Source organism: Psychromonas sp. B3M02, from assembly GCF_003318165.1.
Lineage (GTDB): Bacteria > Pseudomonadota > Gammaproteobacteria > Enterobacterales > Psychromonadaceae > Psychromonas.
In genome coordinates this window covers 1-25,784 of sequence record NZ_QOCB01000070.1, presented here as the reverse complement: position 1 = coordinate 25,784, position 25,784 = coordinate 1, and the positions used below count along the sequence as shown (strand labels likewise).

Annotated in this window: 22 protein-coding genes and 1 riboswitch; of the genes, 9 read left to right on the top strand and 13 right to left on the bottom strand. The window is 38.7% G+C overall.

Going from position 1 to position 25,784, the window contains the following annotated elements; genetic code table 11:
* Positions 1-32: 32 nt before the first annotated feature.
* The 8 genes from DS885_RS08295 to DS885_RS08260 form a co-directional block, all read right to left on the bottom strand.
* Complete coding sequence (locus DS885_RS08295; protein ID WP_113818969.1) at positions 33-983, bottom strand: ABC transporter substrate-binding protein; 951 nt, start codon at positions 981-983, stop codon at positions 33-35.
* A gap of 63 nt (positions 984-1,046) precedes the next feature.
* Positions 1,047-1,844: an ABC transporter permease gene (locus DS885_RS08290; RefSeq protein WP_113818968.1), complete on the bottom strand. Its 798-nt coding sequence runs from the start codon at positions 1,842-1,844 to the stop codon at positions 1,047-1,049.
* Entirely contained in the window at positions 1,837-2,628 is a 792-nt protein-coding gene (locus DS885_RS08285; protein ID WP_113818967.1) for an ABC transporter ATP-binding protein, read from the bottom strand. The genes DS885_RS08290 and DS885_RS08285 overlap by 8 nt, the downstream gene beginning before the upstream one ends.
* A 1-nt stretch (position 2,629) precedes the next feature.
* On the bottom strand, positions 2,630-3,520 hold the full coding sequence (gene thiD, locus DS885_RS08280) for a bifunctional hydroxymethylpyrimidine kinase/phosphomethylpyrimidine kinase (RefSeq protein ID WP_441344260.1): 891 nt from the start codon (positions 3,518-3,520) through the stop codon (positions 2,630-2,632).
* 66 nt (positions 3,521-3,586) lie between these two features.
* Positions 3,587-3,703: riboswitch (TPP riboswitch) on the bottom strand.
* Positions 3,704-3,854: 151 nt separating this feature from the next.
* On the bottom strand, positions 3,855-4,454 hold the full coding sequence (locus DS885_RS08275; protein ID WP_113818966.1) for a YccT family protein: 600 nt from the start codon (positions 4,452-4,454) through the stop codon (positions 3,855-3,857).
* Between the two features lie 123 nt (positions 4,455-4,577).
* Positions 4,578-5,513 (bottom strand): porin, encoded by a 936-nt coding sequence (locus tag DS885_RS08270; RefSeq protein WP_113818965.1) that lies wholly within the window; start codon positions 5,511-5,513, stop codon positions 4,578-4,580.
* Positions 5,514-6,120: 607 nt separating this feature from the next.
* On the bottom strand, positions 6,121-6,942 hold the full coding sequence (locus DS885_RS08265) for a TIGR01459 family HAD-type hydrolase (protein ID WP_113818979.1): 822 nt from the start codon (positions 6,940-6,942) through the stop codon (positions 6,121-6,123).
* A 189-nt stretch (positions 6,943-7,131) separates the two neighbouring features.
* On the bottom strand, positions 7,132-9,498 hold the full coding sequence (locus DS885_RS08260) for an AsmA family protein (protein WP_181817735.1): 2,367 nt from the start codon (positions 9,496-9,498) through the stop codon (positions 7,132-7,134).
* A 212-nt stretch (positions 9,499-9,710) separates the two neighbouring features.
* Here DS885_RS08260 and DS885_RS08255 point away from each other — a divergent pair, with 212 nt between their 5' ends.
* A complete protein-coding gene (locus DS885_RS08255; RefSeq protein WP_258546873.1) occupies positions 9,711-10,748 on the top strand; it encodes an endonuclease/exonuclease/phosphatase family protein in 1,038 nt (345 codons plus the stop codon).
* Positions 10,749-10,818: 70 nt separating this feature from the next.
* Here the strand turns inward: DS885_RS08255 and DS885_RS08250 are convergent, their stop codons facing one another.
* The 5 genes from DS885_RS08250 to suhB form a co-directional block, all read right to left on the bottom strand.
* A complete protein-coding gene (locus DS885_RS08250) occupies positions 10,819-11,511 on the bottom strand; it encodes a response regulator (RefSeq protein WP_113818963.1) in 693 nt (230 codons plus the stop codon).
* Positions 11,508-12,932 carry an ATP-binding protein gene (locus DS885_RS08245; RefSeq protein WP_258546872.1) on the bottom strand — a complete coding sequence of 475 codons (1,425 nt, stop codon included), beginning with the start codon at positions 12,930-12,932 and terminating at the stop codon, positions 11,508-11,510. The genes DS885_RS08250 and DS885_RS08245 overlap by 4 nt, the downstream gene beginning before the upstream one ends.
* A 75-nt stretch (positions 12,933-13,007) precedes the next feature.
* Positions 13,008-13,505 carry a hypothetical protein gene (locus DS885_RS08240; RefSeq protein ID WP_113818962.1) on the bottom strand — a complete coding sequence of 166 codons (498 nt, stop codon included), beginning with the start codon at positions 13,503-13,505 and terminating at the stop codon, positions 13,008-13,010.
* A 36-nt stretch (positions 13,506-13,541) separates the two neighbouring features.
* A complete protein-coding gene (locus tag DS885_RS08235; protein ID WP_113818961.1) occupies positions 13,542-15,038 on the bottom strand; it encodes a YbhB/YbcL family Raf kinase inhibitor-like protein in 1,497 nt (498 codons plus the stop codon).
* A 177-nt stretch (positions 15,039-15,215) separates the two neighbouring features.
* The gene (gene suhB, locus DS885_RS08230) at positions 15,216-16,004 is read right to left on the bottom strand and encodes an inositol-1-monophosphatase (protein ID WP_113818960.1); all 789 of its coding nucleotides are present in this window, start codon (positions 16,002-16,004) and stop codon (positions 15,216-15,218) included.
* A gap of 215 nt (positions 16,005-16,219) precedes the next feature.
* Between suhB and trmJ the strand changes: the two genes are divergently transcribed.
* The 8 genes from trmJ (at position 16,220) to DS885_RS08190 (ending at position 25,700) form a co-directional block, all read left to right on the top strand.
* Positions 16,220-16,978: a tRNA (cytosine(32)/uridine(32)-2'-O)-methyltransferase TrmJ gene (gene trmJ, locus DS885_RS08225; protein ID WP_113818959.1), complete on the top strand. Its 759-nt coding sequence runs from the start codon at positions 16,220-16,222 to the stop codon at positions 16,976-16,978.
* A 120-nt stretch (positions 16,979-17,098) separates the two neighbouring features.
* A complete protein-coding gene (iscR, locus tag DS885_RS08220; RefSeq protein WP_113818958.1) occupies positions 17,099-17,575 on the top strand; it encodes a Fe-S cluster assembly transcriptional regulator IscR in 477 nt (158 codons plus the stop codon).
* A 16-nt stretch (positions 17,576-17,591) separates the two neighbouring features.
* Positions 17,592-18,785, top strand: coding sequence for an IscS subfamily cysteine desulfurase (locus tag DS885_RS08215; protein ID WP_113818957.1), 1,194 nt, complete (start codon positions 17,592-17,594; stop codon positions 18,783-18,785).
* Between the two features lie 223 nt (positions 18,786-19,008).
* A complete protein-coding gene (pepB, locus tag DS885_RS08210) occupies positions 19,009-20,304 on the top strand; it encodes an aminopeptidase PepB (protein ID WP_113818956.1) in 1,296 nt (431 codons plus the stop codon).
* Between the two features lie 283 nt (positions 20,305-20,587).
* The gene (locus DS885_RS08205; RefSeq protein WP_113818955.1) at positions 20,588-21,016 is read left to right on the top strand and encodes a hypothetical protein; all 429 of its coding nucleotides are present in this window, start codon (positions 20,588-20,590) and stop codon (positions 21,014-21,016) included.
* A 298-nt stretch (positions 21,017-21,314) separates the two neighbouring features.
* Positions 21,315-24,359, top strand: a complete 3,045-nt coding sequence (gene ydiJ, locus DS885_RS08200; RefSeq protein WP_113818954.1) for a D-2-hydroxyglutarate dehydrogenase YdiJ — start codon at positions 21,315-21,317, stop codon at positions 24,357-24,359.
* 23 nt (positions 24,360-24,382) lie between these two features.
* Positions 24,383-24,823, top strand: coding sequence for a hotdog fold thioesterase (locus DS885_RS08195; RefSeq protein ID WP_113818953.1), 441 nt, complete (start codon positions 24,383-24,385; stop codon positions 24,821-24,823).
* A gap of 37 nt (positions 24,824-24,860) precedes the next feature.
* On the top strand, positions 24,861-25,700 hold the full coding sequence (locus tag DS885_RS08190) for a CvfB family protein (protein ID WP_113818952.1): 840 nt from the start codon (positions 24,861-24,863) through the stop codon (positions 25,698-25,700).
* Positions 25,701-25,784 lie beyond the last annotated feature (84 nt).

Here is a 25,784-nt window from a genome sequence, read left to right as displayed (position 1 = left end):
TATCTCGCTTAATCAGTAGGCTAATCACTATATTATTTGAAGCTTGGCATGTAGTCTTTTGCCTGTGGTAGTTTTTTAATCAGTTTATTGTCAAACATAAACTGAGCGTAATCGTCGTAACGTGTTAAATCGACTGCTGAAGGGCGCAGTGCAAAGCGTGACAGAGTATCTTTCCAAGCGCGTTTATTAAGCTCATTGTCTAAGGTATCTGGTGCATAACTAACAAACTCTTTCCAGGCCGCTTGAGGGTGATTAGTGATGTAAATAGTGGCTTGTTCTAAGGCTTTGTTAAAGGCTTTGATCATCGCTGCATCATAGTTGTTAGCATTGGCAACAAAGATTAATTCATCATAAGCAGGTACGCCGTGCTCTTCAGGGAAGTAAGCTTTTGATTCAAAACCTTCTAAAGCTAATTGGTTACTTTCAAAGTTACGTAATCCACCCCAAATGGCATCCACTTTGCCTGATGCTAAAGAAGCAGATAAAGCCCAACCCACATTAATGATTTCAACATCATTATAAGTTAGATTTACTGTCTCTAACATTTTGCCGATAATCGCTTCTTCACTACCTGAGATAGCAATACCGACTTTTTTATCTTTTAAGTCACTTAGGTTATTAATTTTGCCGTTATCCAATACCATTAAGGTATTTAATGGTGTGGCAATGAGGGTTGCAGAACGTACTAACGGCAGCCCTTCTGCGACATCAATAATTAGGTTTGGTTGGTAGGTTATTGCTAAATCTAGGTTACCTGCCGCCACTAGTTTAGGAGGAAGACTTGGATCGGCTGGCTCTTGAATATCAATGCTTAAACCTTGTTGCTTAAAGTAGCCTCGTTGTTGTGCTATCACAATTGGGCCATGGTTTGGGTTAACAAACCAATCTAACATCAAGGTGACTTTCTTTTCCTGTGCCATTGTCGACTGTGTAAACAGAGTGAAAAGTAATGTCAGTGATGTCAGTAAAAAGTGCTTTTTCATTGCAGGTATTTCCTTATTATTCCAATATTAGTCCATTCAATGGACAGTGTTGTGTGTAAATAACTAAAGTTGCCAGGGTATTAATTTGTTTAAAAGTTTGTCCGTGATGAAATAAAGCCCAACGGAAATAGCCGATAAGATAAATAGCGCGGCAAACATTTCATCAATTAACATGCGGGCGTTGGCTTGTAACATCAAATATCCCAAGCCTTGACTTGACCCAACCCATTCGCCAGCAACTGCACCAATAGGCGCTATCACCACAGCGACACGTATCCCTGAAGCGAGTGTAGGTAAAGAGGCTGGTAATTGAATATGGCGTAATAGTTGCCATTTAGTGGCTTGCATTGTCTTGGCTAAGTCGAGATAGCCAGTAGGTGTGTTCTTTAACCCGTCGTAACAACAGGTCACTACAGGGAAGAAAATAATAATCGCCGCCATCACTATTTTTGAGGCAATACCGTAACCTAACCAGATCATCAAAATAGGGGCGATAGCAAATACGGGAATAGCTTGACTGGCGATCAAAATGGGCAGTAACCAACGTCTTACCGGTTTAAATAGGAGCATCTGTAAGGCAAAAAATAGTCCCATGGATAAGCCTAACAATAGACCTAAAACAATCTCTTGTGTTGTTACCCAGCTATGCTTAAGTAAAATGTCGAGACGACTTATTAAACGTTCAAATACCGATAAAGGCTCTGGTAAAATAAAACTAGGTAACTTAAATATTAATACACTGGCTTGCCAAAACACCAAAAGCATCAATAACGTGAATATTATTCGTAGGCTGTTTTGCAACACTTTTTCAGGGTTGTTAATACGCTGAGTTAAGACGTTAATATTAGGAAATTTATTCATAATCTTGCTCTAATTGTTGAATAATTTGTTGCTGTAATATCGCACTTTCTGCATTCAATGCTCTGGGAGGGGCGGAATTTGGCAATGAAAGTGCACTCGCAAAGGCGGGCTTTCCATGCAAGATATATAATTGGTCAGCTAAGCGAACGGCCTCTAATGGGTCATGAGTGATTAATAAAACCGTTTTATCTTTTAATAATTGGTGTGCTAGGTTTTGTAGTTTATAGCGCGTTACTGCATCTAAAGCCGAGAAGGGTTCATCCATTAATACTACAGGTTTATCTTGCATCAAGGTTCTGGCTAAGGCGACACGTTGGCGCATTCCCCCTGATAAATTTTGTGGTAATGCTTGGACCTTATCAGCTAAGCCGACCTCAGCTAACAATGTTAATGCTTTATGATATTGCTGTGTTTTTGAAGGGGAAGATGGTGTTTTGGGGGTAAACTTTTCGCTAAGTAATACATTATCTAATACGTTTAACCAAGGCATTAATAAGTCTTGTTGAGCCATATAAGCGACTTGCTCTTTAAGTGCTATTTGATTGCTAGTAGATAACTCGCCAGACCACTGCACCTTGTCCGTTAGTAAATTCGCAAGGTATCGTAATAGGGTCGTTTTGCCACAACCACTGCGACCTAAAATACAGCTCCATCCTTGTGCAGGCATCTGCATGTCCAGCCCAGATAATACAGGTTGAGTATCTTGTTGATAGCGTATAACGCCTTGTTCAATAGTAATGGCTGGTGAATGTAGCATCTTTGTTTTTGTAATGGTTAAGGCCATGTTAGCAATCACTGTCGTTGTGTTGTTGGTAAAAGTGATGTACCGGGCCTCGTCCTTTACCGATAGTGAGTTGGTCAGCATGCATTAACGCGTGCGTAATATAATTTTTTGCTGCTTGTACTGCCTCTGCCAATAGATAACCTTGTGCTAAATAGGAAGCAATAGCCGAAGAAAGTGTACAACCTGTCCCATGGTTATTATTGGTGTAAACTCGATCAGCTGTTAACTCTTGAATAACATGAGATAAAATTAACAGATCGGTACTGTGCTTATCTTGTTGTAAATATCCCCCTTTCAATAACACGGCTTTAGCTCCTAATTGACGTAACCCTTTGACCATCGACTGCATTTGTTGGGTTGTTTCAGGAAGGTTCTGTGATGTACTGTCGCCGATTAATGCCGCGGCTTCAGGTAGGTTTGGAGTAATAATATTTGCTAAAGGGAACAGCTCAGATTTTAATGTTTGGATGGCTGATTTTTCTAATAATAAGTCACCATTGGTGGTGACCATTACCGGGTCAATGACGATAAATTGAGGCTGGTATTGTTTTAATTTTTTGGTCACCAAGCTGATAATATCACTATCAGCTAGCATACCTACTTTTACCGCCACGATATTTAAATCACTGAAAACGGCGTCTAATTGCTTTTCAACATGCTCTAGTGGAATGGGGAAAATACCAGAAACACCTAAGGTATTTTGGGCTGTGATCGCGGTAATTGCTGAGCAAGCATAACTGCCTGTGGCTGAAATAGCCTTAATATCCGCTTGAATACCTGCACCACCGCCACTATCGGAACCTGCGATGGTCAATACGATCGGCACCTCCGCCTGAGCTGAAGAGGTTGTCATTGAATCTGCTATTTGAGTTTTAAGGTTGTTATTGGCCATCATTGCTCCGATTACAACGCCTCGGAACTATATGAGAAAACCCAATACGCGCAAAGATGCACTATGGTAGGTGTTTACATAGTTCCCTGCGTCAGTGCTAACTGTATCAGGTTCAACGGGTATCGATGCAACCCTAAAAGGTATCGCATTCGTTCTCAGCCTTCGGCTCCCCGACTATAAGTGTTTTGAATCATAACAAGTTTAGATGAAAGTGCAATGCAACATATAGCGCTTTGTTATCTGTGAGGCATAAATTGATGAAGAAAAGGAAAAGGGGAGGCAGACGTTTGCGCTTGCTGAGTCAAGCAAAGCGCAAACAAGAGATAAAAATAAATTATTGGTTAATACGTGCTTTGAATTGCGCACGGGTCTTCTCATCTGCTTTTTTGTACCAGTAATCTAGCATCTGACCTGCCACATCACCTTCAGTTTGCCCATTGGCAGGAACAATAATAGTGGCAGGTTGGTGTAATGAAGCGGGTTTGTCTGTTCGATTATAAGCACTCACTTCTGAGACTAAATCTCTGTTAAGTTGAAAACCCTCTTTTATTAATTTTCCTTGTTCAAATTTTACCGGTTTACCACTATCGTCTTTTAGTGCTATTTGTGGTTTTTTATTGAACTGCTCAAACTCTTCTTCTGAATTTAGTTCAGGTAGAGTAATAGTGTAATTTTGGTCATGACCTTTAAACGATATTAATATCATTTCTGATGTAAATAATAGACGCTCTCCGTCTGAACGGTAATGAGTTTTATATTGGAAGGCAATTTGGTTTTGACCGTTTTTTAATTGTAAAGCGTTTTCTGAATTTGAAATTTTTTCATTAACTAATTGAAGTTTTAGTTGTGGAGGGAATGTCAGATTTATATCTGCTAGTGCTTGTGTGCTTATCATACTGGCTATTGCAAAGGTAAAAAGGTTCCATAATTTCATAGATGATGCTCATTTAAATAGTTAAACGCTGTAAGCGAAGAGAAGAAAATACACTACCAGTGTGCCATAAAAAAAGCACTCAAAAGAGAGTGCTTTTTATATTTCTATTAACATAATAGAGATTTAGAATTTGTAACGAGCACCAACTTGGATTGCATCTTCTTCATCGCCGTCAGCAGTATCACCGCTTAATGCAATTTTGTAGCTGCCGTATACGGCAAAGTTGTCAATGTAACGAGCGTACTCTAAACCGATAAAGTTTAATTTATCATCATCAGAATCATCTTTTGAGTAGTAGCTGTAGCTCATGTTTACTGCGTTTTCACCGAAGTAATAAGCTGCAAATGCATCAACACCTTCAAAATCATCACCTTCTTCATCACCCATCAAACCAGTTGCTGCTAAGTAAACACTGTCTTTAGAGTATTTAGCACCTAGTAAATAAGTGTTTGTAGTATCGTCAGATACTTCAGCAGAAGTAAAACCAGCTGCTACTTCTACAGCAGGTGATACTTTGTAACCTACAACAGCACCAAAACCTTGTGTGCTAGTTGCATCTATTTTCGTACCAGATACTTGGAACGTTAGACCATCGCTTTGAACTGAGTAACGTAGTGTGTTTCTTGAACGGTCTGCGGTTACATCATTAAATTCATTAATGTATCCACTAAATGTCTCTGCTTGGTCTGAAAAGTCTGTAAGGTAAGTTACAGCATTATTTTGGTGACCGTAAATTACAGTACCGTAATTAGTGTCAGCACCAACATAAAGATGACGAGTGCTACTAATGTCTGTGTCACCTGTTTCGTCATTTTCTTTAATTTCAAACTCATAACGACCAAACACTGTTAAATCGTCGCTTAATGCATTTGAACCAGCAAGGTTTAAGCGAACGCGAGATGTATCGTCGTAACTGCCGTCAGCTCGGTATCCACGAACTTCAGCTCGACCATCAATGTTAAATTCTTGGGTATCCGTTTTGTAAATTGTTGCAGCGTAAAGAGGAGAAGCGATAACAGCGCTTGATGCGATAGCTAGTAGATATTTATTGAATGTCATATTCATTTTCCTGTTTATTATAAGAATCATTTAAAAAATGTCATATTTAAATGTTATTTTTAAGGTAAGCAGGAAGATGTGTTAGATGCTTCCTGCAAAAACTTAGACTTTCCGTGTTCCTTTAAATCACACCTGACAATCTATATAACTTTCATCATAACTTCACAAAAAAGTAATAAGCAAAGTTTAATTTGGTGACTTACGTCACATTTCTCCTGGTTGAAAATTTTTATTTTTTAAAAAATGGTCTACGTGATAGTCAATATCATTTAGTTTATTATGATTTTTCACTCAGTTGTTTATTACTATTTAATCGATCAAACCTTTTTTGTTTGTTTTTTAATCACGCCAGAGCCTGGGAAGTAACAATAAAAAAAAATTTTTGTTAAGAAAGTGGTTGAGGTGTAACAAGCTAAACAATCAATCTATTGTCTTTTTAAGATGACTTAACACAGACTTATTTCTGATACGTGGGGCTGCTAGGCGTGACTTTTTGTTATTTATATAACTAATAGGAAGTAAAGGCTCCATTTATTTAAATATAGTGCCTTTACTATGATAAAAATCCGTGTTTAAGGGACTTGTAATGTGATAGTGAAGGTAAATCTTAGTGTTTAAACCAGTCGACATAAAAGTCAGGAGATACTTCGTATTGCTTGGAAATTACTTCGATACTCGCTTTATCTGAAATCTTATCGGCATGAATACCGCTGGTAATAAACAAACTACTGATACCAGCACCATTTGCCCCTGCTATATCGTGTTCTAAGCTATCGCCTACCGCAATCGCATTATCCCAACCGCCGACCAGTGTTTTACACATGTCGTAGATCTTTTTTTGTGGTTTACCATGCCAATGTACTTTTCCGCCCATTTCTTGGTAAGCAATAGCAATGGCACCTGGGCAGGTTTTTAAGCTACCTTCTGGGGTCATGGCAACCAGATCAGGGTTACTTACGACTAATTCTAGGTTATTACGGTAGGCAATGGTTAAATCATCCATATAAGCTTCAACACTACCTCTGTCTACACCACAACATAATACAAAGGAGGCTTGTTCTGCTGTTGCAACTGATTGTACAGCACAGTCTTCGAGTACTGTATCGTCCTCTTCCCACTTAAAATGTAGAGCTTGTTGCCCTAGGCTTTTGAACTTTCCTGATTTGAAGTTATGACGCATGTGATCGCCAGAAGTTAACACATCTAGATAAAGGTCACGGCTGATGCCTGATTCAGTGAGTCGGGCATAGGAAAATGAACTATTTTTGCCGCTGTTGGATAAGATAACGACTTTTTTGTTGTGTGATTTTAAAAAGTTTAATGCTTGTATTGCTTCAGGGAAAGCCTTTCCACCATTATGTAACACTCCCCATTGATCAAGAATGAAGGTGTCAAATTTATCAATAATATCTGTTAAACCGTTGATCATTTTCACAGAGTTAATTCCTCTTAAAAAAGTAATACCAATTATTTTAACAAGTAAAATAGATTGGTTAATGAGTTTGATTGGTAATAGTGTATAGGTATTATGTTTCAGATATACATTCTATTAAAAAAGCTGATCCAGTTTCCTGAATCAGCTTTTTATAAAACAATAAAAGATGTTAAATATTATCGATTAAAATAATCCTTTTAACTTGTCTTTTAGGTCTTTTGCTTCCTCTTTTAAGTCATCCTTAGAGACTTTTTCACCAGATAGTATATCTTTAGCAGTGTCTTTTAATGCTTCTTTAGCGGTATCTTTCACAGCTGTTTTAGCGGCTTCAAGTTGCTCTTTTAATGCACCTTCAGTATCTAGGCTAAAGCTTGGGTCAGAGAATGACCCTTGGATTCGCAGTGGAATAGAAACTCCACTTAAGTCTCCATAGCTAGTACTTTCATCAGTTTTAGATAAAGGTGTGACTCCCAACTTGTAATCGATAGTTTGCTTGATAGTATCTGCTGTCCCTGCACCATCTAAACGAATAACTGGGGATGTCATGGTTAGTTTCTGATTATCCGCAATACCTTCATCTACGGTAAACTCGCCGGTCAAAGAAGCAAAGTCTGTCTTTTTAACTAGTTTATCTTCTTCAATGGTTTTACCTGTTAGTTTGGCTTTAAATACACGGATTTCATAAGGTAAGTTGATTCCATATAACTCACCATCTACTACTTTAAAATCACCTTTAGCATTGACACCTTGCTGGATTTTAGTGCTGGTTAGACCTTGTCCGCTAGCTGCTAGGTTAAAGTTTGCTGTACCACTTAACAGATCAACTTGTGCAGCATCTGTTAATAGAGGCAGCAAGGCAACATTTTTAAGTGCCGTGGTTGCTTGGTAACTATTTTTACCGCCATTTTCATCAACTGAAGCATTCACACTAACTGAACCGTCATATAGGTTTGCAGTCAATGGGTTAATAGTGGCTTTACCATCTTTAACGGTTAAACCATTGGTGATTTTACCTATGGTAATATCTTGGTATAACACGCCGGCAATCGTTAACGTCCCTTTGATATCTAAGTCGTTAAGAATACTTAAATCTGGTTCAACTTCTTCGCTTGTTTCTGTGCTTGTAGTTGTACTTTCTGCTGACTCAGTACTCTCAGTTGCTTCAGGTAAATAAGGGTTAAGGTTCCAAACATTACCGTTTAGCGTGTAACGAATTACTGGCACAGTTTGTTGCACAAAGCTCACTTTACCATTTAATTCAATATCATCCACTTTGGTTTTAAGTGACGTTAAACTCAGTTTTTGCTGGTCCAGGTCGTAACTGATGTCAGTAGAGATATCACTATTGATTTTGTTTTCACCGATAGCGGCAACCGTGACTTCACTGTCGATGGTGAATTGTTTAATAAGGATTTTTTGGAAGTCACTGACGGTTAGTTCTTGTAACGAGAAGTTCATTTCGCCTTCAACATCATCACCCTTAACGGTATTGTTTACTTTAAAGGTATCAATTTTTGCTGTTTGTTTGGCGATATCTAGAGCAAGATTAGTTTCTAATGTGCTATTTACTTGGTTATTTTGTAATGCAGAACCGTTTAAGCTACTCGTTAAAGTTAATTTACCTAGGTTCACTTGGTTATGCTCAACAACATTGATATCACTGCTGTTAATATAAATGGTGCCATCTAAGAATTCACCAGTAAATGTATTGTTAATAGTGATTGCTTGAATATCTAACTCTTGTGTTTCTGGTTGGTATTTTAAACCACTAGTGAACACTGTATTAAGTTTACTGCCTGATAGGGCATCACTTAAAATATCACTTTCAATGGTTAGGTTAGTCAGTTCTACCGTGGTTAAGTCAGCATCAACAAAGATATCTGCATTAACATCAATATCCGCTTCTACTTGGCTATTTTTAACTGAGCTATTTAAGCTAAAGTGAGCAACTTGCCCAAATGCAAACTCTTCAAGTTGTAGGCTATTGATCGCCACTTCTTGGGTTTCATCGGTTTGATGATCAATCACTTTTAAAGTGGCATTGGTAATATTGATACCTGATAATATAAATTTAGAGAGGTCTAGTGAACTCGAGGTTTCTTCCTCTGTGTCTGTTGTTTCTTGTTCTGCAGTATCAGTGGCTGTTTCATCAGTGCTTTCAGCAGTAAGATCATCGAGGTTAGTCGTACCGTCTTTATTGGTAATTAAATTAAATTCAACACCATCAAGCACAATCTCTCCAATTTCGATATTGCCTGAGAATAATGGCAATATATTAATTGATACCGCTGCTTCTTGTACATTTAGTAACGTTTTTTCTTCGAATTCAGGGCTATTTTGTAGTGTTACTTGACCACTCTTGAAACCGAGTAGTGGATACAAACTCCAACCTAGGTCACCAGTGATCACTAAGTCTCGGTCAATGGCGTTTTTTGCTTGATCTTGAATTTGCTGTTTATAGTCATTGGGATCCACTGTTGCGACAACAACAACGACTGCGACAACTAATAAAAGCAATAGGGCTAATGCGAGTTTCAGAAACAATTTCATTAACATGTCCTTATAAAGAAAAGATGTATTGATGATAGACAGTGTAATAGCTTAAGGGTTCATGATCACCCTTTTGTTTTGAAGTGTGTGTTGTGTGTTATTATTTAAGGCATTGAGAGTATCTATCCAATTTATAAGGACTTTCCATCATTAATCATATTACTGCAGTTAATTCTTCTGGCCCTTCACTGAAGCAGGGTGAGGTATCTGATGTGCCAAATAGTACACAAACTGCGTTTAAAGTCGCGACCTTTAACCTGTTCAATTACCTAGCTCCGCCCGATGCTTTTTATGATTTTGATCGCATCTACTCAGCGGAGCAATGGCAAAAAAAACAGCGCTGGATAACAACCTACTTAACTGAACATCAGCCTGACATTATTGGCTTTCAAGAAGTGTTTAGTATTGAATCTTTACAAAGCTTAGTGGCTGATTCCGGCTACCAACACTTTGCTGTGGTTGACCAACCGACTGTCATTGATGATTTTATTTATCGAGACCCTGTTGTCGCTTTAGCCAGTAAATTTCCTATTGTTGATGTTGCATCTGTGCCTGTTGATAAAGATCTTGTTATTCAGTTAGGGTTAAGTGCTGAGTTTGATTTTAGTCGGCAAGTGGTGAGAGCAACGGTTGATATACCGCATTTAGGGCTATGTGATTGTTATGTCGTGCACTTTAAATCCAAGCGGGCCACATGGCAGGCTGAGCTTGATCCGCTTACTTCATTAGAAGGAAAAGTGATTGAACAGTTTAAAGCGCAAGTTGCTGGTGGTTGGGCTTCTTCTATTCAGCGTGGTAGTGAAGCGACTTTATTGATGATGCATATGGTTGAAAGGCGTGCCAAAACAGGGAATGCAATGATCTTAATGGGGGATTTTAATAACCCATTGCAGGATGGCATTTTAGCGCATTTAACGACTGCAAATTTGTTATTTAATAATGATCAGCAGCAACAGCAGTTAATGCAGTTTTATACCTTGCGTGATGCCTGGACATTATACGAAACGAATCAAGCCGTTTTATCAGAGGAGCAGCTAAAGCGAGCAGCGACTCATTATTTCGGTCAAAGTAGCTCAGTGCTGGATTATATTTTGCTATCTAGTGAATTTGATACCAAAGCGCAGTCTAACTTTTATGAAGTAAGTAATTACATTAATACCGATAAACACTTAATAAACCCAATCTTTGATATTGATGGTGAAAGTACCGACCATGCGGTCGTTAGTATTTGTTTAAGGCTAAGAGCGTAAGTTCTTGCTCTTTTTAAGCTGCTTACCATGAGCTAATAAATTATTTTACTTCATGGTATTCGCCTTATCCTTAGTATTCCTGTTCCTGCGCAAACTTATAACCTACACCATAAATCGCTCTGATAGGGTTACAGTCGCTTTTAATTGCAGCCACTTTTTTTCGAATATTTTTAATATGAGTATCAATATTTCGGTCTGATACCTCTAATGCATCATCTTTGTAGATATGTTGAATAATATCTTCGCGGGTGAACACTCTTCCAAGATGAGTGATAAACAACAGGAAAATTTTAAACTCTACGGCAGTGAAGTCGATTTTTTGTTGTTCCAATAAGGCCACGTAACCGTCTGCATAAAGCTGAAATCCGGCGTAATTGATTGTATCCAAGCTAGTGTGATTAGTTCTGCGCAGTACGGCTTTAATTCTTGCGATCACCTCTTTAGGACTGAAAGGTTTAACAATATAATCATCGGCTCCCGTTTCTAGTCCTATTAATCGGTCTTGCTCTTGTTGTTTGGCTGTTACCATGATTATTGGGAGGTTAGAAAAAACTCTGATCTGTTTACATAGCGTTATTCCATCAACTTCCGGTAACATTAGATCTAATAAAACCAAATCAATAGGATTCTGTTTAATATAGTCGACAACTAATGCGCCGTTATCAAGATGATGAGCGTGATAACCTTGTTGCAAACAATAGGCGATTAATACCTCTGCGATATGCCGTTCATCTTCAACAATCAAAATAGTAGGGTGCTTCATCTAAATGTACCTATTTTCGGTAGTGTTAATGTCACTTGTAATCCACCTAAAGATGAGTCTTGCAATGAAATCTCACCTTTATGTGCAGTAGTGATTTGTTGGCAAAGTGCTAAGCCAAGCCCTGAACCGCCATACTCTCGACTGCGTGATTTTTCAACACGATAAAATCGCTCAAATAATTTATCTCGTTCCTGTTTACTCACCCCAGGAGCAGAGTCTGAAATCGTTAATTGAAGCTGCTGTTTTACTGGTTTAAGGGAGATTGCAATTTGCCCACCGGGATCTGTATAGCGACAACTGTTTTCCATCAAGTTCATCAATAATTGCTTAAGACGTTCTGGATCGCCATTCACTTGATAATGGTGTGCTTTATCTAAATGTAGAGGAGCCACATGGAGCTGACGTTGTTGAAACCGAGCTCGGCAACTGTCTATCGTTTGTTGTATTAACTCGGCCATATTCAATGTTTGAAACTCATAGGTTAAATGTGCGGTATCACTGTGGGCGAGTTGTGATAAATCATCAACAATGTAATTTAAATTATCTACTTGATTGATTAACAAGCTAATACGATGTTGATCGGCGGTAAATATACCGTCTTGTAGTGCAATCAAATGTGATCGTAATACGGTTAATGGTGTTTTTAATTCATGAGAGGTATCGGACATCCACTGAAAGCGCATTTGTTGGTTATCTTGTAGGGTGCTGGCTAAATGGTTAACGTTTTGGGACAAGGTGCCTAATTCATCTAGAGAGAGTGAGGGGATTCTTTTATCAAAGTCACCTTCATTAAGTGCGGTTGTTGCGTTGACAATTTGTTGAATAGGTTTAGTGAGGTGTTTTGATAACAAAATGGCCATCACAAAGGCCAGTATTATTACCAATAAAGCAATCATTAAATAGTTATGAAGTTGTGCATTTAAAAAGGCTTTAGCAGGACTACTGGCAGACAATCGAGATGGGACCAGACCAAGCCAGGCAACCGCTTTATTATTTATTAAAATTGGTTTAATCAGAGGGTTTTCATTAATATCTTCCCGACCGACTAAGACCTTTTTTTGTTGGTCATACAGGCTAATACGGCGACCTGTTTTTAATAGGTTATTAGGGAGTTCAAACCATAATAGAGAAGGAAGAGTAGGGCGCTCTGTTATCGCTTGCTTATCATTTTGTGGTTTTTCTTGAGGGTCAACAATAGCGCGCCATTGTTGACTATTATCTACCACTGCATCCCAATTTTTGGTTTTTTTGTAGATATCTATGAGCTGCTGTTTAACTTCACTAAAGTGCTTTTGCTCTTGTTGGTCAATGAAATGATTAAAGTCTTTGGTGAAATTAATATAAATAAAAACCAACATCACGCCGACTAAGGTGATATTGGTGATAAAAAAAGCAAGAAAAAACTTATGTATTAGTTTCACAGGTTCTCTAGTATTAATAGGCAATTTGATTTAACGCATTAAAGTAGTATTGCATAATGATTATCACCAAACAATTTAAAAGCTAGCGCTGGCTGCTTGACCAGCTTTAACCAAAGCATATTGAGGTTTTACAAAGCTAACGTGTACCACGCCCAGTGTTTTAGAGAAACTGACTGAGATATCTTTAACCATTTCAAACTGATGTTTCGATTGTAAGGTTATTTCGATTTCTCCTTTCTCATGAGCAACAAGTTTGGCTATTTGTATATCAATACTTTTATTATTAACTGTTAGTTGAGTGGATTCTTGTAAGCTATGTGCGATAAATGCTTGTTGTTTTGCTGCACTTAAATTATCTGGCATAACCTCCTGTAAGTCGCCCATTAACCAAGCAAGATCATTTTGCATGGCAATAATTAAATGATCTTGCTGGGTAATAATCGTTATCTCTACTTGCCCATCACGTAAGATAACCTGAGCCGTGCTCTCTTTTAATGTGTGTGCACTTACTGATGCACTGAAACAGAGTAAACATAGTAGATATATGTATAGTCGGAATGTTATTTGATGCATTATTTACCTTTGTATTAATGGTTTAGCAGATAATTTTTATCGACAGAAAGTCCCGCTTTCTAGCTTACCGCCATTACTAATGGTTTTTTGTTGGAAGTCATAACACTGCTCACCTTGGTCGCTAGGACGATAGGTTGTGAAGTATTCTTTACCTTGGTAGCTATAGCGCATGCTACGACTGCCGTCTTTTTCAGTGATATATTGTAAGTTCTCAACACTACCCTGTGGTGGTCTTAGGTCTGCGCGTATTCCTTGGGTATCACCACTCAGTGGAGCTACTCTTGGTAATTGATTTGTATCTACCTCTCCGACTAAACATTGAATAATATAAGGCGGCTTTATAGAGGTGTGGTAACGGTAGCCAAATTCTGGATCCGATTGTCCATTACATACATCTAACGTATTTTCAGAGATAGTCGTGCCGCCAGGGTTTTTATTTCCATATAAAGGGTAACCATCGTAACCCCAACCAATAATCGCATCGCTACCTTGGTTGCTCATTGTGTTTATCATACAAGTGGGGGAAACATGGTAGTGGTAATCATCACCTCTTCCTGAATGACCGCCACAAATATCTAACTGGCCAAGTGCTAATGTATCGTGTGCAGCATCATATTGTTCAATGGAGAGTTCACCTTGAGATGAGTAGTCGTAAATAGGAACTCCATTAACAGCAACACCAACGGCTGCATCAATGGTTGTTATCTGATCTGCTTTCTTAGGCTGTAATTTAATGGGGGCTGAATAATCTAAAGCGGGTACAGGTACTTGCTCATTAGTGCTAGTAATACCTGTCATCATTTGATGATCTGGATAAGTTGACGAAGCTACATAAGCATATTCTTGATCACAAGTGACTTGAACACTATTTGCAAATCCAGCTTGTTTAATTGAGTTCTCAATACGAGTGCACCTTGCTGACTCCAATGGTTGCGTTGTTGTATGTTTCTTTTCGATTGGAGGTTTAGGTGTAGGCGGCTGATCCGTTTCACTTCGTTGGTAGGTAACTTTCATGTTGGCAGATGCTAAGGTGACATTTTCAATTGCCGTTAATAAAGTGGCTCGATCAACCTGTGTATTATTTAACAATGATACTTTTTCAGAGAGTGCGTAAACAGTAAAAATATACGCTTTTTCACCAGGGCCTTTCGAACAAGGTGGTGCATACTCAGTTTGTTGATTAACACTATTGGTACCTTGTTGTCCTTGTTCTTTATTGAAGGAAAAGCCACTGTCTAAATGGGTAATATTTACCGCTAGATTATATAAAGTTAAGTACCAATGAATTCCTTCAGGGGCATTGTGATGCATAATAACGGCATAAGATTGTGTGCCTTCGGGCGCACCTTGCCAACTAATTGGTGGATTAATACTCTCACCATCGCACGTGTAAATTTTAGGAAGCGTGCCACCGTCCTGCATAACTGTGCTACTAATAGTGAAGTTTGATGGATACGGCGATGTATTATCATTACAAGCACCAAGTACTGTACCACACAGTAAAGTCAGTGCACTTAGCCAAATTTTATTCATAAGTTACAATCCGATTAACGTCGATAATAGAGGGTTACATAATCCTTAAATAAGGACTGCTATTTGAAGTATAGTGAGGAAATGTAGGGGAATTATGTAGTGGCTAAAAATAGGTAAAAAAAAGCCAGAACAAAAGTCCTGGCTTATATCTAATGGTTAGTTTGTCACTATATTCAATTAAGCATTGTGCTTACGAATAACGGTTAACATCTCTTTTAATAGTTTCGGGTTAGCGGCAACAACATCACCAGATTTGAAGTAATCATTACCACCGTTAAAATCAGTCATCATGGCACCAGATTCTTTTAACAATAATTCGCCTGCTGCAATATCCCATGGTTTTAGACCAAATTCCCAGAAACCGTCCATACGGCCTGCTGCAACGTAAGCTAGGTCAAGGGCTGCACTACCGCCGCGACGCATATCAGCAACATCGTTAAAGAAATCTTGGAAGATGTTTAAGTAAGCTTCAAGGTTGTATTTTTGCTTAAACGGGAAACCAGTCGCTAATAATGTACCAGTTAGTTTAGGCACTGAACTTGTACGAGTACGGTAACCGTTGATTTGAGCGCTTTGACCACGAACAGCAGAGAATAATTCATTGCGGATAGGATCGAATACGATACCGACTTCAGTACGGCCTTTAATTTTTAATGCAATTGATACAGCAAAGTGAGGTATGCCGCGAATGAAGTTTGTTGTCCCATCTAGTGGGTCGATAATCCATTGGTGATCTGTATCTTTACCATTATCGATACCTGACTCTTCAGCAACAAAGCTGTGGTCTGGGTAAGATTTACGTAACGTACCAATAATTGCTAATTCAGCTTCTTTATCTACGCTGCTTACATAGTCATTAAGGGATTTTTCTTCCACTTCAACTGACTCTAAATTTTCATAACCTTTAACAATTACTTTACCCGCATTACGCGCAGCACGAATCGCAATATTTAACATTGGATGCATTGGATCACCATTAGATTTTAAAAGAACATGAAGGGAAATTCCTTCGGCCGCGAATTATACACAGGTCACACTATTGTGCAATAATTTAATTGTTCAAAATTTAGCCTGTTTATTAAGCATTATATGATAAATGCACCTTTGCACTAGTTTAGTTGTTAATTGAATAGTGCTAAACTTTGCGCTCAAAAAAATCACAGGATCACAAAGGAAAAACAATGCTAGACAATGTGCGTATTATATTAATTGGTACCTCTCACCCAGGCAATATTGGCAGTGCTGCTCGAGCTATGAAAACGATGGGTTTGACCGATTTGGTGTTGATTGACCCTGAATGTGAAGTGGATGGTAAGTCTGTTGCCCTTTCTGCAGGTGCAAGTGATGTACTTAAAAATCATAAAGTATATAAAACACTCGATGAAGGGATTGCTGATTGTGGTTTAGTGGTTGGAGCAAGTGCTCGCCCTAGAACCCTTAACTGGCCTATGCTTGACCCTAGAGAAATGGGTGAAAAAGCAGCTGCAGAAGGTAAAAAACATAAAGTAGCATTAGTATTTGGTCGTGAAAACAGTGGGTTAACTAATGATGAACTTCAAAAGTGTCATTTCCACGTGTTTATTCCAGCAAACCCTGACTATAGTTCATTGAATCTTGCGATGGCAGTACAAACATTAAGCTATGAAGTGCGTATGGCTTATTTAGCTTCTGAATCTTTTCCTGAAGTAGTGGAAGAGTACCCTCGAGCTTCTGAATTTGAAGGTATGCTTGAACATCTTCAAAAAACCTTATTCCAAATTGGCTTTATTGTGCCAGCTCATCCTGGTTTAGTAATGGATAAATTACGTCGTCTATTTAATAGAGCAAGACCTGAAATTAATGAGTTAAAAATGTTACGTGGTATTTTTAGTAGCATGCAAAAGTCGGTAGAAAGTCTTGAAGAAAATCCAAGAAATAACAAAAACGATAGCAAAAAATAAGACCAATTAAGGTATAGAGTTTGATACTTGACTAAAACTGTCGGGTATTTATACTGAGAGTGTTATATCACCAGTCTTGCACTGGTTGAATCATCAACTCTTATTATAGCGAACTCTATTATGAAATTAACTTCCAAAGGCCGTTATGCGGTCACTGCAATGTTAGACGTTGCAATAAAAGAGCATACAGGACCCGTGCCACTCGCTGACATTTCAGAGCGCCAAGGAATTTCACTTTCATATTTAGAGCAATTATTCTCTAAACTCAGACAAAAGCAGTTAGTTAGTAGTGTCCGAGGCCCTGGTGGGGGCTATAAATTAGGCAAAAGTAAATCAGAAATATCAGTGTCCATGATCATTGACGCGGTCAATGAAAGTGTTGATGTGCGTAAATGTGCTGGTAAAGGTGGCTGCCAAGAAGATGGTGTGGAGTGTTTAACGCACGCTTTATGGGAGCAATTAAGTATGCGTATTAGCTCTTTTCTGGACGGAATTACATTACAAGAGTTAATGGCAAGTGAGCATGTGCAAAATGTCTCTGAGCAACAAAATAATAAGTTTATCAATAGTGAACTGCTGAATATTATAGCCAAATAACAGCAGTGGAGAAAAAATGAAACTACCAATTTACCTTGATTATTCAGCAACGACCCCCGTTGATCAGCGCGTTGTTGACATAATGGTTAAATACTTATCAGTGGATGGTGACTTCGGTAACCCAGCCTCGCGTTCACATCGTTTTGGTTGGCAAGCTGAAGAAGCCGTTGATATCGCACGCGAACAAGTGGCTGAATTAATTAACGCTGATTCACGTGAAATTGTGTTTACTTCTGGTGCAACTGAATCAGATAATCTTGCGATTAAAGGTGCCGCGCACTTTTATCAAAATAAAGGTAAACACATTATTACGGCTAAAACAGAGCATAAAGCGGTATTAGATACCTGTCGCCAATTAGAGCATGAAGGCTTTGAAGTGACTTATTTAACACCACCAGAAGACGGTATTATTACTCCAAAACAACTACAGCAAGCAATGCGTGAAGACACTATTTTAGTGAGCCTAATGCATGTGAATAATGAAATTGGGGTTATTCAAGATATCGCTGCATTTGGTGAATTATGCCGCGCTAATAACACAGTGTTACATGTAGATGCGGCGCAAAGTGCGGGTAAGGTTGAGATAGATGTACAAGCGATGAAGGTGGATCTTATCTCTTTCTCTGCACATAAAGCCTATGGCCCTAAAGGCATTGGTGCATTATACGTTAGCCGTAAACCACGCATTCGTTTAGAGGAACAAATGCATGGTGGTGGTCATGAGCGTGGTATGCGTAGTGGCACATTACCAACACATCAAATTGTCGCAATGGGTGAAGCTTTCCGTATTGCAAAAGAAGAGATGGAAAGTGAAAATCAACGTATTTTAGCATTACGTCAACGCCTATTAGAGGGTGTTAAGAGTATGCAAGAGATCTACATTAATGGTTCATTAGACAATCGTGTAGCAGGCAATATTAATATCAGCTTCAACTATGTTGAAGGTGAGTCATTAGTGATGGCATTAAAAGATTTAGCGGTGTCTTCTGGCAGTGCGTGTACCTCTGCAAGCCTTGAATCTTCATACGTATTACGTGCAATCGGACGTGAAGACGAGCTAGCACATAGTTCTATCCGTTTTAGTATTGGCCGTTTCACCACGGAAGCCGAAATAGATTATGCCATTAAAGTTATTCGTGAAAACGTAGGCCGTTTACGTGATATGTCTCCTTTATGGGAAAGCTTTAAGCAAGGTGCTAAAAGCCTATAACCTATTGTTAATGGATCGGTTGTCGTTGACATAACGATTCAATTATCAGTGTCTTGTAGCGTGATGTTCTACCATGGTTATCACGTTACAAGACTATTTTCTAAAATTAAACTCCATCTCTTTATTAATCCCATTGTAATTTCTTTTTTAATACAATTTCCTTTGCTAAAAAAGCAATGAGGCAGTTAATATAAGTGTAAATCACTTTCAATCTAGGAATATTATGAGCCAGCCATTTTTAGTTAATCTATCGGATCAAAAAGCCAGCCCAGTATGGGGTGAGCATGCGTTATTATCTTTTGATCAGCAACAAGCGACCATCCATATCAACTATGTTAATGATGTTTTATCACAGGTACAAAGTGCTGCACGTAAGCTAGATGGAATGTCGTTACCTAGTATTGAACTGGTTGGTGAACAGTGGAACTCAGATTTATGTTGGGCTTTCAGTCAAGGTTTTTATAACGCTAAAAGCGGTGCAACGGTGACGTTCCCGGAATTAGATGAAGAATCAATGACCACACTACACAATAAAAAGCGTATCAGCGAATGGGTGAGAGAAACCATTAACTTAGGACCAGATGCACTTGCTCCAACAGTGTTAAGTGAAAAAGCGGCGACCTTGTTAACTGATATATGTCCTGATAAAAGCTGGATCACAACCAATGAGATCGCTGGGGAAGCGTTACTTGAGCATGGTTTTGTGGGTATTCATAATGTGGGTAAGGGTAGTATTCATGCACCTTGTATGCTGCAAGTTGACTATAATCCAACGGGTGATAGTGACGCACCGATTGAGATTGCTTTAGTCGGCAAAGGTATTACCTTCGACTCGGGTGGTTATAGCTTGAAGCCAAGTGCGTCAATGGCTGCGATGAAAAGTGATATGGGCGGCGCAGCGACAGTAACGGGTGCATTAGCCTTAGCAATTGCTAATGGCTTACAAAAGCGTGTTAAGTTATACCTGTGTTGTGCAGAAAATATGATCAGTGATAAAGCTTTCAAATTAGGTGATGTCATTACCTATAAAAACGGAGTGACTGTTGAAGTATTAAATACTGATGCGGAAGGGCGTTTAGTGTTAGCCGATGGTTTAATTGCAGCGCAAGAAGATGAAGCACAGCGCATTATTGATGCAGCAACATTAACAGGTGCTGCGAAAGTTGCCGTGGGTCGTGATTACAACTGTGTGTTAAGCATGGATGATGAATTTGTGGAAGCAGCGTTAGCGTCAGCAAAAGAGACCAACGAAAAACTATGGCGTTTACCATTAGAGTCTTTCCATCTTCAACAGATTGGTTCGTCATTTGCTGATATTGCGAATATTCACAGTGGTGGTGAGAGCATGGCTGGGGCATCTACAGCGGCAGCCTTTTTAGCTAAATTTGTGAAACATCCAGAGCAAAACTGGCTGCACTTTGATTTATCTGGCAGTTACCAATTATCTGCTAATGGTCTTTGGGCTGCTGGTGGTAAAGGTCATGGCGTACAAACTATTTGCGATTTATTGCTTAAGTAACAACAATACAACAGATTAGAGCAACCCTATTAAGCCAATATTATAAGATGATAATATTGGCTTTTTTATGTTTAAAATCCCCGTTAATGATCGGTTAATGATGAAGATCTTTTCAAAATGTAGACTTGCCTTTCAATGCTGATATAGTGAGGTCAAACTTTTATTCATTAAAATTATTGAACTTTGGGTAAAACGTGAAATTTATATTTAAATAACGTAGAATCTCGCCTTATGTAGGCATGTTATGCCCTGTTTTAAATTAGAATAAATAGAGAAAGTCGCAATGGTTATCAAAGCACTCATAATTATATCTGGTTTTGCGTTATTAGGCGGTTGTTCAACTGTCTCTGTAGGGCCTATTCCAGCCGGTCCCGATAGCTATATCATCAGCAAAGAGATCTCTGCTTTTTCAAGTGAAGAAGATCAATTGTTATCTTCAATTCTTTCACAGGCAAATGAATATTGTGTTGAACAACAACGCTATATGGAAGTGAAACATTTAAATGAATATTCTGGCTTTTTTGGCAATGAGACAAAAACCACTTTAATGTTTTCATGTTTAAGCGAAAAACAAAAAAATTATGAGCAATTAGCGCCGGTAGTGATAGCTGCGCCAACACCAGAAGTGAAACCCGTTCCGGCTACACCAGAGCCAGTAGTCGAAGAGCCGAGTTTTCCACCTAAAAACAAATTAACTAATTACGCTTTCTAAAATATAAATAAGCGATAAAACATAAGCTGTTTAGATTACCCTGAGTCACCCTCTAATCAGCTTATATAAACAATATAACCTGTGTAACCCCCGTAGATAAAAGGCTTGAAAGCGATGAATGATTTGAGGTTGTGCAGCCCTTATCATTACACCATTAACAGCAATACACTAAATGAAATAGCAGGTCATTAAGACAATACCCCTGTTTTTTAAAGTGCTTAATTGTTGGTTAATTATGCTATTATCAGTGTCTATTTTATCTTCTAAAATATCATTACTGGACTAGAGCGTTTTTTACATGATCCCAAATTTAAACCACCAAGAAAATATTAAACAAGATACTTTTTCTTTTATCCAAGCGTTATCAGAAAGCGATTACTCCGGTGAAATAGCGAAAAGTTATGCTAGTCGTTTAGCTGCAGCAACGGACAATAGTGTTTATCAATGTTTACCTCAAGCGGTTATCTTCCCGAAATCAACGCAGGATATTGTGGCGGTTTGTCAACTTGCACAATCTGCTGAGTTTGAAGATATTCGTTTTTCTCCTCGTGGTGGTGGTACTGGGACAAATGGCCAATCCTTAACCAATGATATAGTGTTAGATTTATCTAAGTATATGAATAATATATTAGAGATAAATGCTGAAGAGGGCTGGGTACGTGTTCAAACTGGGGTGGTTAAAGACCAATTAAACGAATACCTTAAACCACATGGTTTATTCTTCTCGCCTGATTTATCAACCAGTAACCGCGCGACCATTGGTGGCATGATCAGTAATGATGCATCAGGACAAGGCTCATTAATTTATGGCAAAACCAGTGACCATGTTTTAGGTCTGACTTCGGTATTAATTGACGGTAGTGTACTAGACAGCAAACCATTAACAGCTGTTGATTTAATTAGCCAAGTAGAGCGCCAAGACTCTGTGGGGGCGATTTACCGCCAGGTTATTGATACTTGCGAAACACAACAGCAAAACATTGAAGATACTTTCCCTAAATTAAACCGTTTCTTAACGGGGTATGACTTAAAACATGTTTACGACCATGAAACGGGCACAGTCGATTTAACACGTATTTTATGTGGTGCGGAAGGCTCTTTAGCCTTTATCACCGAAGCAACGTTACACGTACAGCCGATCCCTACTTACCGTACTTTATTCAATATCAAATACGATAGTTTCCAGTCGGCATTACAAAATGCTCCTTTCCTAGTCAAAGCGAAGGCATTATCCGTTGAAACCGTTGATTCAAAAGTACTGAATTTAGCAAAACAAGATATTGTTTGGCACAGCGTAAAAGATTTGATCAGTGATGTACCAGGGCAAGTGTTAGATGGTATCAATATCGTAGAGTTTGCAGAGGCAGATCAAAGGATTCAACAGGAAAAAATTGATGCATTAATTGTTATGCTTGATGGCCTGATTGAAAATAAACAAGCTGGTGTAATTGGTTATCAAATCTGTAGTGACCTTGCTGATATTAACCGTATCTATGGTATGCGTAAAAAAGCAGTAGGTTTATTGGGTAAAGCAGATAGCAGAGCAAAACCGATTGCTTTTGCTGAAGATACCTGTGTACCTCCAGAAAATTTAGCAGATTATATTATTGAGTTCCGTCAATTATTGGATGATAAAGGGCTACATTACGGCATGTTCGGGCATGTTGATGCAGGTGTATTACACGTGCGTCCCGCATTAGACCTGTGTGACCCTGAGCAAGAGAAACTGTTGCGTGAAATCTCTGATAAGGTGGTTGCCCTAACGGCAAAATATAAAGGCTTAATGTGGGGCGAGCATGGTAAAGGCTTCCGTAGTGAATATGGACCAGACTTCTTCGGCGATGAACTATTTACTGAATTAAGAAAAATAAAAACAGCCTTTGATCCACATAACCGTGTTAACCCTGGGAAAATCTGTACGCCGATTGATTCAACAGATGAATTAGTGAGTGTTGATGCGGCTAAGCGTGGCAGCTTTGATCGCCAAATCCCGATTCAAGTACGTGAAAGCTATGCGCAAGCCTTGGATTGTAATGGTAATGGTTTATGTTTTAACTATGATACTAAATCACCTATGTGTCCGTCGGTTAAAGTAACCCGTGACCGCGTTCATTCACCTAAAGGCCGTGCTGGTTTAATGCGTGAATGGTTACGTCAATTGGCGAACAATGATATTGATATTCTGCAGTTAGAAAGTGACTTATATGCAGGTAAAAATGCCAGTATCTTTACTAAATTTAAAAATACACTAGCAAAACGTGGTGGTGAATATGACTTCTCACATGAAGTAATGGAAGCGATGCAAGGTTGTTTAGCCTGTAAAGCGTGTAGTAGCCAATGTCCAATTCAAGTGGATGTACCGACCTTTAGATCGCGCTTTATACACTTGTATCACGATCGCTATTTACGTCCAGTTAAAGACTATTTTGTTGCCTATGTTGAGCAATATGCACCGTTAATGGGGAAAATGCCTGGTTTCTTTAACTTCTTTACTGGTTTGAAAGTCACTTCGGCATTAACTGAAAAAGTAGTTGGTATGGTAGACATCCCTCAGCTTTCTTCTCCTACTTTAAAAACAGCTTTACACAACAATGATATCAGTGAGTTTGACTTAGCGAAATTACAGGCGTTAAGTGCAAAAGAGCGTGAAAAGTATGTGTTAATTGTTCAAGACCCATTTACTACTTTTTATGATGCAGATGTTGTACGCGACCTACTTTTAACCATTAAAAAATTAGGTTACAAACCTGTGTTATTACCGTTTAAACCAAATGGTAAACCTCAGCATATTAAAGGTTTTTTAACTAAGTTTGCAAAAACGGCTGCGGATTCTGCTGCCTTTTTAAATGAAATGGCTGCATTAGATATTGCCATGGTGGGAACAGATCCTGCAATGGTGTTGTGTTACCGTGATGAGTATAAACAAGCCCTAGGTGAGCAACGTGGTGAGTTTAATGTTCAGTTATTCCAAGAATGGTTAATCAAACGATTACCTGAGCAAGCTAAAGCTGAGCAGGGCAAACAGTTCTATTTATTAGGGCATTGTACCGAAAAAACCGCTGAACCTACTTCTGGCAATGATTGGGCTACTATCTTTAAACATTTTGGTGGTGCTTTATCGAATGTTGCTGTGGGTTGTTGTGGGATGGCTGGGACTTATGGTCACGATGCAGGTAAACTGGCAGACTCGAAAGCTATTTACAGCTTAAGTTGGGAAGCTGAGATTGCCAAGCATGAAAGGTCTCAATGCTTAGCAACAGGCTACTCTTGTCGAAGCCAAGTTAAACGTATTGAAGGTGAAACTTTAAAACACCCAGTACAGGCTTTATTAAGTCTATTGTAATCCTAGAAAAGGTTAACAATAATATGAAAAACGCGGAAGATATTTGGAAAAAGAGTACAGATTTACGCCGCTTAAATGCGCTGAGTGAAAATACAATCATCGCCTTATTAGGCATTCAATACACTGAAATCGGCAATAACTATTTACAGGCGATTATGCCAGTTGATGAGCGAACTCATCAGCCCCATGGTTTATTACATGGTGGAGCATCGGTTGTATTAGCGGAAACTATTGGTAGTGTGGCTGCTAATTTAGTGGTCGGAGATGATAAGGTTTGTGTTGGCTTAGAAGTGAATGCAAACCACCTTCGTAGCGTTAAGAAAGGAGTCGTAACCGGCACAGCAACTGCGCTTCATATTGGTTACAGTACTCAAGTTTGGCAGATAGAAATTTGCAATGAGCGCCAACAGTTAGTGTGTACATCACGTTTGACTGTGGCGGTGATTGATAAACCAACACAATAAGACCTTCACTGTTGAAGGTTATTTAAAAAGAGAAATTATGATTAAAGTAGGTACTTATAACGACCTTAAAATCGTTAAAGAAGTAGATTTTGGGTTGTACTTAGATGGCGGCTATGACTATGGTGAAATCCTTTTACCAAAACGCTACATTACAGATGAAATGCGCATTGGACAGAGTATCTCTGTATTTTTGTATTACGATTCAGAAGATCGTTTAATCGCAACAACGCAACATGTAAAAGCAGTCGCTGGCGAATTTGCTTCATTAAAAGTAGTAGATACTAACCGTGCTGGTGCATTTTTGGATTGGGGCTTACCTAAAGACTTACTCGTTCCATTTAACCAACAGAAAGTGGCCATGAAAACCGGCTTTGGTTATGTGGTTTATGTGTATCAAGATGATATCAGCGAGCGTTTATTAGCGTCGTCAAAGCTAGATCGTTTCTTAGATAAAGTGCCTGCCACGTATAAAGCGGGTGATAAAGTTGACCTACTGATCGCAGAGCGCACTGATATTGGTTTTAAAGCGATTATAAACCATCAACACTGGGGCGTTATTTTTGAAAATGATGTGTTTGGTGATTTAGGTATTGGCAAAAAATGTAAAGGTTACATTCGTCGTATTCGTGAAGATGGTAAAATCGATTTAAGCTTAACGCAAACGGGTTACGCGAAGATGGATGGTTTAGCTGACCGTATTCTATTAACTTTAAAGCAACACGATGGTTTCTTACCTTTATCAGATAAAAGTAGCCCAGATAAAATCGCTAAGATTTTAAAAATGAGTAAAGGTAATTTCAAAAAAGCAATTGGCCAATTATATAAACAAGGGCATATTGTAATTGAAGATAAAGGTATTACTGTTATCAGTAAATAAGCCGGTTTCAGTATAGAAAAGATAGCGCGCCAATTCAGTAATGAGTTGGCGCGCTTTTGTTTACATCTAATACCAATCATAGTA

What these genes read in the sequence shown, in the direction of transcription:
- DS885_RS08275 (WP_113818966.1), bottom strand. Translation starts at nt 4,454, where the DNA reads ATGAAATTATGGAACCTTTTTACCTTTGCAATAGCCAGTATGATAAGC.
- suhB (WP_113818960.1), bottom strand. Translation starts at nt 16,004, where the DNA reads ATGCATCCAATGTTAAATATTGCGATTCGTGCTGCGCGTAATGCGGGT.
- DS885_RS08215 (WP_113818957.1), top strand. Translation starts at nt 17,592, where the DNA reads ATGAAACTACCAATTTACCTTGATTATTCAGCAACGACCCCCGTTGAT.
- DS885_RS08195 (WP_113818953.1), top strand. Translation starts at nt 24,383, where the DNA reads ATGAAAAACGCGGAAGATATTTGGAAAAAGAGTACAGATTTACGCCGC.
- DS885_RS08295 (WP_113818969.1), bottom strand. Translation starts at nt 983, where the DNA reads ATGAAAAAGCACTTTTTACTGACATCACTGACATTACTTTTCACTCTG.
- DS885_RS08250 (WP_113818963.1), bottom strand. Translation starts at nt 11,511, where the DNA reads ATGAAGCACCCTACTATTTTGATTGTTGAAGATGAACGGCATATCGCA.
- DS885_RS08290 (WP_113818968.1), bottom strand. Translation starts at nt 1,844, where the DNA reads ATGAATAAATTTCCTAATATTAACGTCTTAACTCAGCGTATTAACAAC.
- DS885_RS08270 (WP_113818965.1), bottom strand. Translation starts at nt 5,513, where the DNA reads ATGACATTCAATAAATATCTACTAGCTATCGCATCAAGCGCTGTTATC.
- DS885_RS08190 (WP_113818952.1), top strand. Translation starts at nt 24,861, where the DNA reads ATGATTAAAGTAGGTACTTATAACGACCTTAAAATCGTTAAAGAAGTA.
- pepB (WP_113818956.1), top strand. Translation starts at nt 19,009, where the DNA reads ATGAGCCAGCCATTTTTAGTTAATCTATCGGATCAAAAAGCCAGCCCA.
- iscR (WP_113818958.1), top strand. Translation starts at nt 17,099, where the DNA reads ATGAAATTAACTTCCAAAGGCCGTTATGCGGTCACTGCAATGTTAGAC.
- DS885_RS08265 (WP_113818979.1), bottom strand. Translation starts at nt 6,942, where the DNA reads ATGATCAACGGTTTAACAGATATTATTGATAAATTTGACACCTTCATT.
- trmJ (WP_113818959.1), top strand. Translation starts at nt 16,220, where the DNA reads ATGCTAGACAATGTGCGTATTATATTAATTGGTACCTCTCACCCAGGC.
- ydiJ (WP_113818954.1), top strand. Translation starts at nt 21,315, where the DNA reads ATGATCCCAAATTTAAACCACCAAGAAAATATTAAACAAGATACTTTT.
- DS885_RS08205 (WP_113818955.1), top strand. Translation starts at nt 20,588, where the DNA reads ATGGTTATCAAAGCACTCATAATTATATCTGGTTTTGCGTTATTAGGC.
- thiD (WP_441344260.1), bottom strand. Translation starts at nt 3,520, where the DNA reads ATGGCCAATAACAACCTTAAAACTCAAATAGCAGATTCAATGACAACC.
- DS885_RS08235 (WP_113818961.1), bottom strand. Translation starts at nt 15,038, where the DNA reads ATGAATAAAATTTGGCTAAGTGCACTGACTTTACTGTGTGGTACAGTA.
- DS885_RS08260 (WP_181817735.1), bottom strand. Translation starts at nt 9,498, where the DNA reads ATGAAATTGTTTCTGAAACTCGCATTAGCCCTATTGCTTTTATTAGTT.
- DS885_RS08285 (WP_113818967.1), bottom strand. Translation starts at nt 2,628, where the DNA reads ATGGCCTTAACCATTACAAAAACAAAGATGCTACATTCACCAGCCATT.
- DS885_RS08240 (WP_113818962.1), bottom strand. Translation starts at nt 13,505, where the DNA reads ATGCATCAAATAACATTCCGACTATACATATATCTACTATGTTTACTC.